This is a genomic window from Faecalicoccus pleomorphus DSM 20574 (genome assembly GCF_000420345.1).
In the GTDB taxonomy this organism is placed as follows: Bacteria; Bacillota_I; Bacilli_A; order Erysipelotrichales; family Erysipelotrichaceae; genus Faecalicoccus; species Faecalicoccus pleomorphus.
The window spans coordinates 164,965-177,321 of record NZ_ATUT01000001.1; the positions used below are offsets into that span (position 1 = coordinate 164,965).

The 12,357-nt window shown below is 38.5% G+C and carries 15 protein-coding genes and 1 other annotated feature; of the genes, 13 read left to right on the forward strand and 2 right to left on the reverse strand.

Annotated elements, in window-relative coordinates:
- Position 1: 1 nt before the first annotated feature.
- The 6 genes from G413_RS0100740 to aspS all read left to right on the forward strand — a co-directional run bounded on the left by G413_RS0100740 (position 2) and on the right by aspS (position 6,802).
- The gene (locus G413_RS0100740; RefSeq protein WP_155979213.1) at positions 2-1,414 is read left to right on the forward strand and encodes a Cna B-type domain-containing protein; all 1,413 of its coding nucleotides are present in this window, start codon (positions 2-4) and stop codon (positions 1,412-1,414) included.
- A gap of 152 nt (positions 1,415-1,566) precedes the next feature.
- Positions 1,567-1,746, forward strand: coding sequence for a 30S ribosomal protein S21 (gene rpsU / locus G413_RS0100745; RefSeq protein ID WP_016318853.1), 180 nt, complete (start codon positions 1,567-1,569; stop codon positions 1,744-1,746).
- A 42-nt stretch (positions 1,747-1,788) separates the two neighbouring features.
- Complete coding sequence (locus tag G413_RS0100750) at positions 1,789-2,739, forward strand: PhoH family protein (protein WP_022789045.1); 951 nt, start codon at positions 1,789-1,791, stop codon at positions 2,737-2,739.
- Positions 2,740-2,785: 46 nt separating this feature from the next.
- On the forward strand, positions 2,786-3,511 hold the full coding sequence (locus G413_RS0100755; protein ID WP_027968955.1) for a YebC/PmpR family DNA-binding transcriptional regulator: 726 nt from the start codon (positions 2,786-2,788) through the stop codon (positions 3,509-3,511).
- Positions 3,507-3,696: a binding site (T-box leader), on the forward strand. It overlaps the preceding gene by 5 nt.
- Before the next feature lie 41 nt (positions 3,697-3,737).
- Positions 3,738-5,048 (forward strand): histidine--tRNA ligase, encoded by a 1,311-nt coding sequence (gene hisS, locus G413_RS0100765; protein ID WP_022789046.1) that lies wholly within the window; start codon positions 3,738-3,740, stop codon positions 5,046-5,048.
- A complete protein-coding gene (gene aspS, locus G413_RS0100770) occupies positions 5,045-6,802 on the forward strand; it encodes an aspartate--tRNA ligase (RefSeq protein ID WP_022789047.1) in 1,758 nt (585 codons plus the stop codon). The genes hisS and aspS overlap by 4 nt, the downstream gene beginning before the upstream one ends.
- 347 nt (positions 6,803-7,149) lie before the next feature.
- Here aspS and G413_RS0100775 read toward each other — a convergent pair whose 3' ends face one another.
- Positions 7,150-7,341 (reverse strand): hypothetical protein, encoded by a 192-nt coding sequence (locus tag G413_RS0100775; protein ID WP_022789048.1) that lies wholly within the window; start codon positions 7,339-7,341, stop codon positions 7,150-7,152.
- Between the two features lie 139 nt (positions 7,342-7,480).
- Here G413_RS0100775 and G413_RS0100780 point away from each other — a divergent pair, with 139 nt between their 5' ends.
- From G413_RS0100780 to G413_RS0100800, 4 genes are all read left to right on the forward strand, one after another.
- Positions 7,481-7,666, forward strand: coding sequence for a flavodoxin family protein (locus G413_RS0100780; RefSeq protein ID WP_022789049.1), 186 nt, complete (start codon positions 7,481-7,483; stop codon positions 7,664-7,666).
- 330 nt (positions 7,667-7,996) lie between these two features.
- The gene (locus tag G413_RS0100790; protein ID WP_022789051.1) at positions 7,997-8,374 is read left to right on the forward strand and encodes a hypothetical protein; all 378 of its coding nucleotides are present in this window, start codon (positions 7,997-7,999) and stop codon (positions 8,372-8,374) included.
- 158 nt (positions 8,375-8,532) lie between these two features.
- Entirely contained in the window at positions 8,533-8,682 is a 150-nt protein-coding gene (locus G413_RS12020) for a hypothetical protein (protein ID WP_022789052.1), read from the forward strand.
- On the forward strand, positions 8,675-9,256 hold the full coding sequence (locus G413_RS0100800) for a hypothetical protein (protein WP_022789053.1): 582 nt from the start codon (positions 8,675-8,677) through the stop codon (positions 9,254-9,256). The genes G413_RS12020 and G413_RS0100800 overlap by 8 nt, the downstream gene beginning before the upstream one ends.
- 54 nt (positions 9,257-9,310) lie before the next feature.
- Here G413_RS0100800 and G413_RS0100805 read toward each other — a convergent pair whose 3' ends face one another.
- On the reverse strand, positions 9,311-10,066 hold the full coding sequence (locus G413_RS0100805) for a tRNA lysidine(34) synthetase (protein WP_022789054.1): 756 nt from the start codon (positions 10,064-10,066) through the stop codon (positions 9,311-9,313).
- A gap of 79 nt (positions 10,067-10,145) precedes the next feature.
- Here G413_RS0100805 and truB point away from each other — a divergent pair, with 79 nt between their 5' ends.
- From truB to G413_RS0100820, 3 genes are read left to right on the forward strand one after another with little or no spacing between them, the layout of a single operon-like run.
- The gene (gene truB / locus G413_RS0100810) at positions 10,146-10,976 is read left to right on the forward strand and encodes a tRNA pseudouridine(55) synthase TruB (protein WP_022789055.1); all 831 of its coding nucleotides are present in this window, start codon (positions 10,146-10,148) and stop codon (positions 10,974-10,976) included.
- Positions 10,976-11,929, forward strand: coding sequence for a riboflavin biosynthesis protein RibF (gene ribF / locus G413_RS0100815; protein ID WP_027968956.1), 954 nt, complete (start codon positions 10,976-10,978; stop codon positions 11,927-11,929). Before truB ends, ribF begins: the two co-directional genes overlap by 1 nt.
- A 60-nt stretch (positions 11,930-11,989) precedes the next feature.
- Positions 11,990-12,322: an Asp23/Gls24 family envelope stress response protein gene (locus G413_RS0100820; protein WP_022789057.1), complete on the forward strand. Its 333-nt coding sequence runs from the start codon at positions 11,990-11,992 to the stop codon at positions 12,320-12,322.
- Positions 12,323-12,357 lie beyond the last annotated feature (35 nt).

Here is a 12,357-nt window from a genome sequence, read left to right on the forward strand (position 1 = left end):
CTTGTCGAATATCACAACAAACCATGATGGTATTGCCACACTTCCGAATTTATTTATTGGTAAGAAATATTATCTGCAAGAAGTTACAGCGCCGGAGGGGTATGTAAAATCGGATGCGAAGACATATTTTACTGTAGCAGAGCCAATCGATGCTTCCGATGTACAAAAAATCGTGATTCAAAATGATGTACCAAGAACATCCATGCGTCTTCAAAAAGAATGGATTGGACCGCAAAACGTGCAGGAAGTGTCGGTTCATATTTTAGCCAATGAGAAGGATACAGGTCAAACAGTAGTCTTAAAGGCAGCCGATGGTTGGAAAACAAGTGTCAAAAACTTACCAGTCAATGATAAAAACGGAAATCCTATCGCCTATTCCATTCAAGAGGAAGCAGGAAAGAATTATACATCATCTGTTCGTGGTGATATGGAAAACGGTTTTGTCGTTACGAATACAAATACAGAGAAACGGGATATAGTTGTTTCTAAAGTTTGGATCGGGCCGAAACAGGACTCTGTACAAGTCACGCTTGTCAAAGATGGAACTTTAACGGATCAGACTTTGACCTTGCAGGAAGCGAATGAATGGAAGTCTTCTTTTGATTCTTTAATAAAATATGATGCGCTTGATGGCCATGAAATTGTTTACAGCATTCAGGAACATGAATTGCCAAACTATGAGGTTTCGATTCAGGGGAATATGGAAAGTGGCTATGAACTCATAAATACCAACATGGAAACCCTATCGATTCTTGTTTCGAAAGTTTGGATTGGACCTGAACATGATACAATAGAAGTTACCTTGATCAAAGATGGAGAAAAAACGGATCAAACTTTGACATTGAATGCGGATAACGGATGGACTGATTCTTTTAGGAATCTGAACAAATATGATGTAGATGGTCATGAAATTGTTTATGGTATACAGGAACAAGAGTTGTCGGGTTATTCTTCCTCTGTACAAGGGGATATGACACATGGTTTTGTACTAACAAATACCAACATCAGTACTCGTACGATTACAGTAACCAAGAAATGGGTAGGTCAAGAAGGAAAATCTGCGACCATCGTTTTATGCCAGGATGACAAGACTCTACAAACGGTGGTAATGACAAAAGAAAGCGGATGGACATATGCGTTTGAAGATTTACCGATGTATGATCCAATAGATGGTCATAAGATACAGTATGATGTCTTAGAACAAGAACAAGAGGGTTATACTTGCACAATGCAGGGAAACATGGATGAAGGTTTTGTGATTACCAATACACAGAATGCACCTTCTTATTCTAAGCAAAAGAAGTCTTCTACACCAACCAGTGAATCCTTTGATTCTACTACGGTTATTGTCTTGGCTATCACAAGCATTGTGATGTTGATTGTGCTTTGGTTTATCAAACGAAAAAGGTTCTAATAGAAAGATGGTAGGACAGCTCTGCCATCTTTCTTCTTTAACGTTGGTATTTCATACGTTTTATTCCCCTAAAGTTTTCGAAAAACAGTTGAAATGAAAAAGGGAGTTTGCTATAATTCTTTTGGTTGTTACTCAGGAAGGGAGGTTATCAAATGCCAAAGGTAGTTCTTAAAGAGAACGAACAGCTTGATGATGCATTAAGAAGATTCAAGCGTCAGGTATCTCGAAACGGCACCCTTGCTGAGGCCCGAAAAAGAGAATTTTACGTTAAACCAGGTGTGCGCAGAAAGTTAAAATCTGAAGCTGCCCGTAAAGCACGTAGAGGAAAATAAGAATCTGCATAATGCAGATTCTTTTTATATTAGGAGAAGCATATGGCATTCAAAACGATTGATTTATCAGATTATGATGTAAACGCAATACAGATCTTTGTGGGGAATCAAGATGCACATCTGCAGGTACTTCATAAAGCTTTTAAAACGGATTTTATACTCAGAGATCAACAATTAAAGTTTGATTCAGAACAATTTGATGAGATTCAACAAGTAGTTTCTACCTGTTTTGATTTAATCGAATCCAAGCATAAGTTAAATGAACAAGATGTAAACTATCTTTGTCGTTTGGCAAAGCATCATCAGTTAGATCGATTTGATCTGAGTCATTTGCAACCGGTCGCAAAGACAAAGTCCGGTAAGTTGATCTATCCAAAGACTTTAGGACAGGCAATCTTATGTGATGCGTTTTTCCATAACGATATTATTTTTGCTTCCGGTGTGGCCGGTACCGGTAAAACCTATCTTGCGGTCTGTTATGCAGTCATGCAGCTCAAGAAAGAAGAAGTGGAAAAGATTATTCTGACAAGACCTGCCGTAGAAGCCGGAGAATCACTTGGTTTCTTGCCGGGAGATATGAAGGATAAGGTCGATCCGTATCTTCGTCCTTTATACGATGCTTTATACGATATGTTAGGTGTGGAAACCGTAGAACGATTAATGGAAAAACAAGTCATCGAAGTGGCTCCATTGGCCTTTATGCGTGGACGTACTTTAAACAAAGCTGTCGTAATTTTAGATGAAGCACAAAATACGACACAGGCGCAAATGAAAATGTTTTTGACGCGTATGGGTCAAAACGCGCAAATGATCATCAACGGAGATATCACACAGATCGATTTGATTCGAAAAGAACAGTCAGGCCTTGTACAGGCTACACAAATCTTAAAGGGAATCGATCGTATTGCCTTTGTACAGATGAGTTCGGATGATGTAGTGCGACATCCGCTTGTACAAAAGATCATTGAACGATATGAGACAATTGAAAATTAAAAGTCTTTAGGCTATACTAGAAAGGTATTTGAGGTGAAAAGAAACTATGGGAAGACATTTTGAAGTTCGTGCTGCTGCTATGCAGAAAACAGCGAATCAGAAAGCTAAGATCTATTCAAGATATTCAAAAGAAATTTTGGTAGCTGCCAAAAACGGGGATCCAAACCCGGATATGAACCAGACTTTAAAGAAAGCCATTGAACGTGCAAAAGCTAATAACGTTCCGGCAGATGTTATCAAACGTGCGATCGATAAGGCTAAATCCAGTGCCGATGAAAACTATTCGAGCGCCCGTTATGAAGGCTTTGGTTCCGGTGGTGGAAGTACCATTATCATTGATTGTTTGACGGATAATCCTAATCGTACGATTGCAAACCTTCGTGCCTGCTTCAACAAAAGCCATGCGAAATTGGGCGTTGGTGGATCTGTAAGCTTTGGGTATGAACATTTAGGTGTTATCGTAATTCAGTACGATGATGAAGAAGCGATGATGGATTGTCTGATCAGTAAAGATATCGATCTAAAAGAAATCGAAATTGAAGATGGATATATGACAATTACAGTTGATCCGACACAGTTGGATGATGCCAAAGAAGCTGTGGAAGAATTGATTCCGGGTGTTAAGTTTGAAGTCCTGGAAAATAAGATGGTTCCAAACGAAACAGTTTCTTTAGAAGGAGAAGATTTGGATTTGTTCAAACGCCTTGTGACATTGTTGGATGATGTAGATGATGTACAGAACGTATATCATAATGTAGATAATTTAAACTAATTCGTTGAAGAAGAGAAATCTGTAAAACAGATGTAGAGAAGATCTGGCTGGTGAAAAGATCGGATGGGTTACAGATGGGACACTTTGGAGAAATCAGTGAAAAGCTGATCGTTGGTCGCGTTAAGACATAAGTGCATACACTTTGTGTATGAAGTAAGGTGGTACCGCGTGAAAACGTCCTTATATATAAGGGCGTTTTTTATTTTATAGAAAGAAAGGTGAAACTATGTCGTACCAGATACCAAGAGGATGTCAGGATATTCTTCCTGAACAAAGCTTTGCCTGGCAAAGCTTAGAGAGAACATTAAGAGAATTCTGTTATTTGTATAACTATGATGAGATTCGTACACCAATTTTTGAACACACGAATGTATTTAAAAGAGAAAATGATTCCAGTGATATGGTCAATAAGGAAATGTACACCTTCAAACTGGAGAACTCAAAAACTTCGTTAACGATTCGTCCGGAAGGAACTGCAGGTGTCGTTCGTTCCTTTGTCGAAAATAAGATGTATGCCAATCCGGATCTTCCTGTTAAGTTATATTATATGGGCCCAATGGCAAGACATGAACGCCCGCAAAAGGGAAGACTTCGTATCTTTAATCAGTTTGGCGTAGAATGTCTGGGAAATAAAAGTCCTTATACGGATGTAGAAACCATTGCTTTGGCTTTTTCTATTTTAAAGGCTTTAGGCTTACAGGACTTAAAGGTTTGTTTGAATACTTTAGGCGATGATGATTCCAGAGCTAATTACCGACAGGCATTAAAAGATTATTTTGCACCGTATAAAGAGGAATTATGCTCGGATTGTAAACGTCGTTATGAACAAAATCCTTTGCGTATTTTAGACTGTAAAGTGGATAAAGACAAAGAGTGCATGAAACATGTACCAAAAATGAAAGATTACTTAAACGAGGAAAGTAAGTCTTATTTTGATACAGTTTGTGCATTATTGGATGAACTGGAGATTCCCTATGAAATTGATGATCAGCTGGTGCGTGGTTTAGATTACTATACACACACTGTATTTGAGATCGTTTCTTTGAATAAAGAAATGGGCGCACAATCCACTGTTTTGGCAGGGGGCCGCTATGATGGTTTAATTCCATATTTTGGTGGACCGGAAGCCATGAGCGGTATCGGTTGGGCCTTAGGAATGGAGCGTTTACTGATTGCTTTGGAAGCAGAAGGGATCGAACTGGGACAAAAACCGGATCTGGATGTCTTTGTGATGTGTCTGGATGAAGAAGCCAGAACTTATGCCTTTAAAGCCCTAACAGAACTAAGAGCCTATGGATATCGCTGTGAAATGGATATGTTAGGACGTGGTTTTAAAGGACAGTTTAAGGCAGCGGATCGAAGTCATGCACAATTTGCCTTGTTGTTGGGAAATAAGGAAGCACTGGATCAAACGATCACGATCAAAAACCTGAAAGAGAAAACACAGGAAACAATTGCGCGTGAAGCGTTGATTGGCTATGTGGATGCCCACATGGAAGAAGAACATGAACTTCATCATCAGGAGGAAGAGGAATGAAACGAACACATTCAAACGGAGAACTTCGACTAAGCCATGTCGGTCAGCACGTGGATTTAGTCGGATGGGTTTCTAAAAAAAGAAACTTCGGACAGTTAAACTTTATTGATTTGCGTGATCGCAGTGGAATTTGCCAGCTGCTTTTTGATGAAACATTTAGTGAGACTTTAAAAAATGTGCGTAACGAATATGTATTATCGGTTTCCGGAACTGTCGTAGAACGTAAGGATAAAAATCCGGATTTGGCAACCGGCGATATTGAAGTACAGGTCGATCAAGTAACGGTTGTGAATGAGGCAAAAACGACACCTTTGATCATTGCCGATGAAACCGATGCTTTAGAAGATACACGCTTAGAGTATCGTTATTTGGATCTAAGACGTCCGATTATGCAAAAGAAATTGATGATGCGTCATCAGATTACACGAAGTATGCGTGATTACTTAGACAACCATGCCTTTATTGAAATTGAAACACCAATGCTAGGAAAAAGTACACCAGAAGGAGCTCGTGACTATTTAGTGCCAAGCCGCGTACATCCGGGAAGTTTCTATGCATTACCACAATCACCACAGCTTTATAAACAGCTTTTAATGATCAGTGGCTTTGAGCGCTATTATCAGTTTGCCCGCTGTTTTCGTGATGAAGATTTAAGAGCCGATCGTCAAACCGACTTTACACAGGTTGATATTGAAACCAGCTTCTTAACTGAAAACGAAATTTTGACCATGATGGAAGAAATGATGAAAAAGCTGATGAAGGAAGTAAAAGGGTTGGATATTGAAACGCCATTCCTACGTTTGACTTATAAAGAGGCAATGAATCGTTATGGTAGTGATAAACCAGACAATCGATTTGGATTGGAGCTGCAGGAAATCACATCTATTTTTGAACATACGGAATTCGGTGTCTTTAAATCGGTTGTCGAAGCAAAAGGAAGTATCAAAGCCATTGTTGTACCAGATTTTGCCCATATCACCAGAAAACAAATCGATGCCTTTACTAACCTTGCGAAAAAGAACGGAGCCAAAGGGCTTGTAGTCTTAAAGGCCGTGGATCAGGATTTGACCGGTTCGGCTCGTAAATTCTTATCAGATGACGAAGTAAAAGCATTATACGAAACTTTAAATCTGAAGGATCAGGATTGTGTATTTATCGTTAGTGATACATGGTCTAGGACTTGCACTGTTCTTGGTGCTCTGCGTAATGAAATCGGCCAGCAGCTGGGCTTAAAGAAAAAGAATGAATTCTCATTCTTGTGGGTTACGGAATTTCCAATGTTTGAGTATTCGGAAGAGTTAGGACGTTATCAGGCACTCCATCATCCATTTACACAGCCAATGGAAGAAGATATTCCTTTACTGGATACGGATATTGAGACGGTTCGTGCCAATGCCTACGATATCATCTTAAACGGCTATGAATTAGGTGGAGGAAGTCTTCGTATCTATGACAACAAGCTGCAGGAGAAAATCTTTGAATTGTTAGGTTTTACTGAAGAACAAATCAAAGATAAATTCGGGTTCTTTATCGATGCCTTCCAATATGGTACACCACCACATGGAGGATTGGCCTTTGGTTTGGATCGTATTGCGATGATTTTAACAGAAAGTGACTCCATTCGTGATGTTATCGCATTCCCGAAAAATGCCAATGCGAAATGTCCGATGTCCAAAGCACCGACACCGGTTGATCCGGCACAGTTAAAAGAGTTGCACATTCAGATTACAGAAAAAGAAAAAACAGAAGATTAATGCATCATATAAGACACAAGCAATTACATTACGTAATGCTTGTGTCTTTCTTTATTCTTTCTTTTCGCGTAAAGCCAACGCAATATCACATAATGAAGCCATGCTGAGATCGTTCTTTTATTTCTTTTGTGTCCATTCCATGGCAAGGATCAAAAAAGTTCCGGCATAGATGCTTTGAAAGTATTTTCGAAGAGTACATCAGGGAATCCGTCAAAGTTCATTTATTGATTTAGAGCAAGGATTATCTGTTCTTTCATCTTCGCATAAAACTGTTGAAGACCGTGTGGTCCTCATAGTGTGTTGAGAGCATCTTTATATTGAACAAAATAGGAAAACCAGCTGTGAATCTACGCGGCATGTTCTGTTTTTGAATCCGTAGCCTGATGAAATTTGTTGATCAGATAACATTCCAAACGCTTAATCATATCATTGATGTCTGTAAAATACTGATAGAAGGTACTACGGCTGATATAGTCAGTTTGACAATGTTCTTTGACACGATTCTGGTCAATATCTATTGTTTTGGCTATATAAATCAAAATATGGACAATTTATATGATCGTTTCTTTGTTTTTCATGGTAACTCCTTTAAAAATGAACATTTAAAAAAAGTGATCTTTGTTTCAGTAAAACAACTTGATACAGTAATCGTAATGATTTTTTTATGGAGTATGCAATATGTCAAAAAAGATTGTGGCTTTTTCTGTAGGAAAGGTCAATAGAGATACAGAAACGTATATAAAAATCGCTTTAGCAAAAGCACAGAAAATGGCTTGTGGGGTCGAGCTGATTCGGTTAAACCGTTGTGATCTACGACTTTGTAAAGCATGTGGCCATATCCCTTATATGAAAAAAAGGTTGTAAGGGTGTATTTTGAAAGATGATGGTGCCTGACTTGCCGAAAAGTTTTTTTGAGTGCGATGGATTCCTTTTAGGATCACCAGATTGGGTTTTAGGGTCTGCCGGTGTCATATCGGATTTTAGAGATCGTATTTTTTGGCCCAAGGACGAATGTAGCGGCTCATGCGTTGTATGGAGAGCCATAGTGCATCCGGAAGTTGATTTAAAAAAAGTTATCTTTATGAAACGCCTCAAGAAGTAGCCTACCCAGATTATCATCACACTCTAAGGATTGCCAAATCGGGTCGTGATTATGTCGAATGTGCAATCTGTGGACGGAAGGATTATATCTGTATGGAAGAAAGTAAAATTCGTTATACTTGGCCGGAGGATAACAGTGATCGTTTAACGGTTTTAGGAACGTTCAAACAAATGCGCAAAATCGCTTGCCACTCTCAGGAAATCTTTGGTTCTTTAAAGAATTCCATAAAGGAAGAATATATAGCTTATAAAGCAAAAAAAACGATTTTGTGGTTCGTCTACCAAAAAATAAATTTTAACGGTGAAAAGGAGATAAACATAGCCGTTCTAAAATGTCAAGACTTGCTTTATTTGTCAAAGTCGGCTATGATGAAACTGCCCAAGGACAACGCATTTTTCCTACACTTTGAGATAAGGGAGACCGGACGTTGTTATTTTGTGTTGAAGACCCGCTACGAGTGGGGATCCTAAGACTTAACACAGGTCACCCACCTGTACACACAGGGAAAGATCTCAGCTCCTTGGGACTTTTTTTATAAAATAAGGGATAGATTATATACAAGGAACTATACGACATAAATAATGTCAAATTATGATTTATACTGAAATCATAGAAAGAAGGTATATTCATGAGTGAAATTTTTACCTGTATGATGATCGATCCCTATTTTTGTATTTTAGCCGTTTTACAGTTTCTATCCTGGATTGGCTTTGGAGTAACTACGATATGTGGTATACATAAAGTATTGTTTGACAGAAAAGATGAATGTTATGAATAGAAAAGAAGAATTTATCGAAACGTATAAAACACATATTCAACGCGATGGCGCGCAAGAATTCTTAGATTATTTATGCAGTGCCAAATCTGATTTTTTCACAGCACCTGCCAGTACTCGCTTTCATGGCAATTATCCCGGAGGTTTGGTAGAACATAGTCTGAACGTGTTCAGCTGTTTAAAGGATTATCTGAGCCGAAACCGGGTCAAGGATGTATATGGCATGGAATACAGTGATGAATCCATTGCGATTGTCAGCTTACTTCATGATGTCTGTAAGATCAACGTCTATAAAGAAAGCGTTCGGAATAAAAAAGTCAATGGAGAATGGGTGCAGGTGCCTTTCTATGAATTCGAGGATAAAATGCCTTATGGGCATGGAGAGAAAAGTGTATATATGATCACTCCGTTTATGAAGCTGTCCCGGGAAGAAGCGTTTGCGATTCGATATCATATGGGCTTCTCCAATGATGATCCAGCTAAAAATGTCGGCTATACCTTCGAACATTTTCCCTTGGCGTTTGCGTTAAGTACAGCGGATATGGAAGCTACTTATTTTTGTGATGAACAACGATAAAACTCCGATAAACTCGGAGTTTTTTTAAGATATCTCTTTAAAAATATTTTAATATCATATAGTCATATCTTTAAATTCAGAGTTCTCTTTTTTCCATAAGGACAGTTGTTCCTGATTGGCTAGAGCGTTTAGAAAGTTATCCTGCGCCTGCGGAAATTGACGATAAAACTGATGCAGGATGTCTTTCATTTGCTGGCGTTGGGTAACACCATCATTAGGACAAACTCTTCGAACAGCGGGTATCTGATTATTCTTACAAATATCAATGATTTCCTGTTCTTTTAAATAGATCATCGGTCGAATCATATACATATTCATTCTTGACATATACTGTTTTGGTTGAAAAGTGGCAATCTTTGAGCCATGAACCATATTCAACAACAAGGTTTCGATTGCATCATCGCCATGATGTCCCAAGGCAATCTTGTTGCAGCCAAACTCTTTGGCTTTATCAAACAATACTCCCTTTTTTAAAGTGGAACAAAGGGAACATTGAATCTTTCCTTTGTTGTTGGGGTGTAATTTAAGAATATCAAAAATTTTTGTCTTTTCGATATGAAGATCAAGATTATATTGCTTGGCAAAATCCTTCATCTTTTCATGCTCAAAGTCTTCAAAACCTACATCAACATGAATTCCGCAAAGTGAAAAGGGATGAGGGGCAAATTTTTGATACATCGATAAGGCGACAAACAACAACATGCTGTCTTTTCCACCGCTGAGGGCCACACAAATCTTATCGTTGTCTTCTATCAAACCAAAGTCTTGATCCGCTTTGCGGATCGCACGTAACACAGACTGAATTTTCATAAAGTTTTCCTTTCTTTCTTTGGCATTATATCATTTGCATAACAATTTAAAAATAAGTACAATGGACTAAGGTGATGAAATGGATGGAATTTTGATCGTAAATAAACCGGCAGGCATGACCAGCCATGATGTGGTCAATCGTTTACGTAAAATTTTACAAACCAAAAAAATTGGACATACAGGAACCTTAGATCCACAGGCTACCGGTGTTTTAGTGGTACTGGTAGGAAAAGCTTGTAAGATATTACAATTTTTAAACGATACTGATAAAACGTATCGAGCCGGTATTCAACTGGGATATGCAACGGATACCATGGATGTCTTTGGAAATATCACACAGGAAAAAGAAGTGAACTTAGACTTTGATTTTGAAGAAGTATTGAAAACCTTTCAAGGCAAGATTTCTCAGCTTGTACCGATGACATCCGCAAAGAAGATCCACGGCAAAAAGCTGATGGAATATCAAAGACAAAATATTGAGATCGATCCAATCTATCAGGATGTTGAAATTTATTCGATTCGTGCTTTAAATGTGCAAGACCTTACCTTTGAAGTACATTGTTCCAGTGGTACTTATGTTCGAAGCATTTGTTATGAATTTGCGAAAAAGACAAATAATGAAGGGTGTATGAAAAGCCTGGATCGCATACGTGTGGGGCGCTTTTCCATTGAGCAGGCACAAAGCTTGGAAGAAATCGAAGTCTTGCCCCGTTTTTATCCGATCGAGGATTTAATTTCCCACATTCCACGCATTGATATGGACGATGTACAAGATGTGCTGCATGGTAAAAAGCTGTACATTTCCAATCAAACATCGGATTTGATCTGTATCTATCATCAACAAAAACCGCTTGCCATCTATGAAAGAGTCGATGGCGATTTATATGCATCTAAAAGGGGGTTATGGTAATGCAGGTATATACGATTGATCATAATGCATTACCACGCTTGGAAGATAGCGTTGCCTGCATCGGTTTTTTCGATGGCTTTCATAAAGGCCATCAAGCTTTGGTAAAGACTTGTAAACAAGAGGCAAAAAAGCGGGGACTGTTAAGTGCCATCATTACCTTTGATCCCGATCCCTGGGTGTTATTTTATCCTACGCGAGTCATTGAACATATCACGCCTTTAGAGGATAAAATCGAACTGGCCGGCCATATGGGTATTGATGCTTTTTATATTCTGAAGTTTACCAGAGACTTTGCTTCGCTAGATACATCGCAGTTTCATGCGCTTCTTTCCAATCTGCATGTTAAATCACTGGTCTGTGGTTTTGATTTTCGATATGCAATCAAGAATGAAGGAAATACTGATACGCTTCTAAAACAAGATCTTTTTTCCGTTCATGTGGTCGATGCGATCTTAGATCCGATTGAAAAGATTTCCAGCACACGAATTGAAACAGCCTTAAAAGAGGGACGAGTATTTGATGCGGCCCAAATGCTGGGCTATGGGTATTCAATCGAGGGAATAGTTGAACATGGATATCATCGTGGTACTTCTTTACTACAGATTCCGACAGCCAATCTAAAGTTGTCCAGAGAATTTATCGTACCTTATGGCGGTGTCTATGCAGGTCTGAGCCACTATAAAGGCGCGTTTTATCCAACTATGATCAATATTGGCACCAATCCAACATTTAAAAATAAAAATATGAGTATAGAGGCTCATCTGATTTCCTTTTATGGTGATTTATATGGACAAACATTGCGTTTATTCTTTATCGATCGCATTCGTCCGGAACAGCGCTTTGATGGAATCGATGCACTAAAAAGCCAGCTTCACCATGATATAGATGAAACATTGTCTTTGTTACAGAAACAGAAAGAGGTTGTCGAAAATACTTATCGGCTTTGGGGATAAAGGACTTTCAGTAATGCTTGAATTTTGGTATAATTGTTGATAGAAATGAGGGTGATTGATATGGCACAAGAATATATCACATTAGAAAACAGCAGTAATCTGGGAACTGTACGTTTAAATAAAAGTGTTTTTACTTCCATTGCGTTAAACGTAATCGAAGAGGATGAAAACGTAAAGTTGGCAGAAACGACACGCTTGCGTAATTCCAATACATTATCTTCGGAAATTCATGATAATCAATTAACAATGAACATTCCTGTTCAAATTAACTACAAGGCAAACGTTTCTGATGTTTGCGCCAATCTTCAACACAAGATCTTTGAAAGTATTTCTTATATGACAGGTTTACAGCCTTCCTCCATTGAGGTACAGGTTGTCGGATTTATCTTTTAAGGAATCTTCGGATTCCTTTTTTTTAAAAAGAAAGG

Coding starts and splice junctions, on each gene's coding strand:
- G413_RS0100780 (WP_022789049.1), top strand. CDS start 7,481: ATGTCAAAAAAGATTGTGGCTTTTTCTGTAGGAAAGGTCAATAGAGAT.
- G413_RS0100750 (WP_022789045.1), top strand. CDS start 1,789: ATGGCATTCAAAACGATTGATTTATCAGATTATGATGTAAACGCAATA.
- ribF (WP_027968956.1), top strand. CDS start 10,976: ATGCAGGTATATACGATTGATCATAATGCATTACCACGCTTGGAAGAT.
- rpsU (WP_016318853.1), top strand. CDS start 1,567: ATGCCAAAGGTAGTTCTTAAAGAGAACGAACAGCTTGATGATGCATTA.
- aspS (WP_022789047.1), top strand. CDS start 5,045: ATGAAACGAACACATTCAAACGGAGAACTTCGACTAAGCCATGTCGGT.
- G413_RS0100800 (WP_022789053.1), top strand. CDS start 8,675: ATGAATAGAAAAGAAGAATTTATCGAAACGTATAAAACACATATTCAA.
- G413_RS12020 (WP_022789052.1), top strand. CDS start 8,533: ATGAGTGAAATTTTTACCTGTATGATGATCGATCCCTATTTTTGTATT.
- G413_RS0100790 (WP_022789051.1), top strand. CDS start 7,997: ATGGAAGAAAGTAAAATTCGTTATACTTGGCCGGAGGATAACAGTGAT.
- G413_RS0100755 (WP_027968955.1), top strand. CDS start 2,786: ATGGGAAGACATTTTGAAGTTCGTGCTGCTGCTATGCAGAAAACAGCG.
- G413_RS0100820 (WP_022789057.1), top strand. CDS start 11,990: ATGGCACAAGAATATATCACATTAGAAAACAGCAGTAATCTGGGAACT.
- truB (WP_022789055.1), top strand. CDS start 10,146: ATGGATGGAATTTTGATCGTAAATAAACCGGCAGGCATGACCAGCCAT.
- G413_RS0100805 (WP_022789054.1), bottom strand. CDS start 10,066: ATGAAAATTCAGTCTGTGTTACGTGCGATCCGCAAAGCGGATCAAGAC.
- hisS (WP_022789046.1), top strand. CDS start 3,738: ATGTCGTACCAGATACCAAGAGGATGTCAGGATATTCTTCCTGAACAA.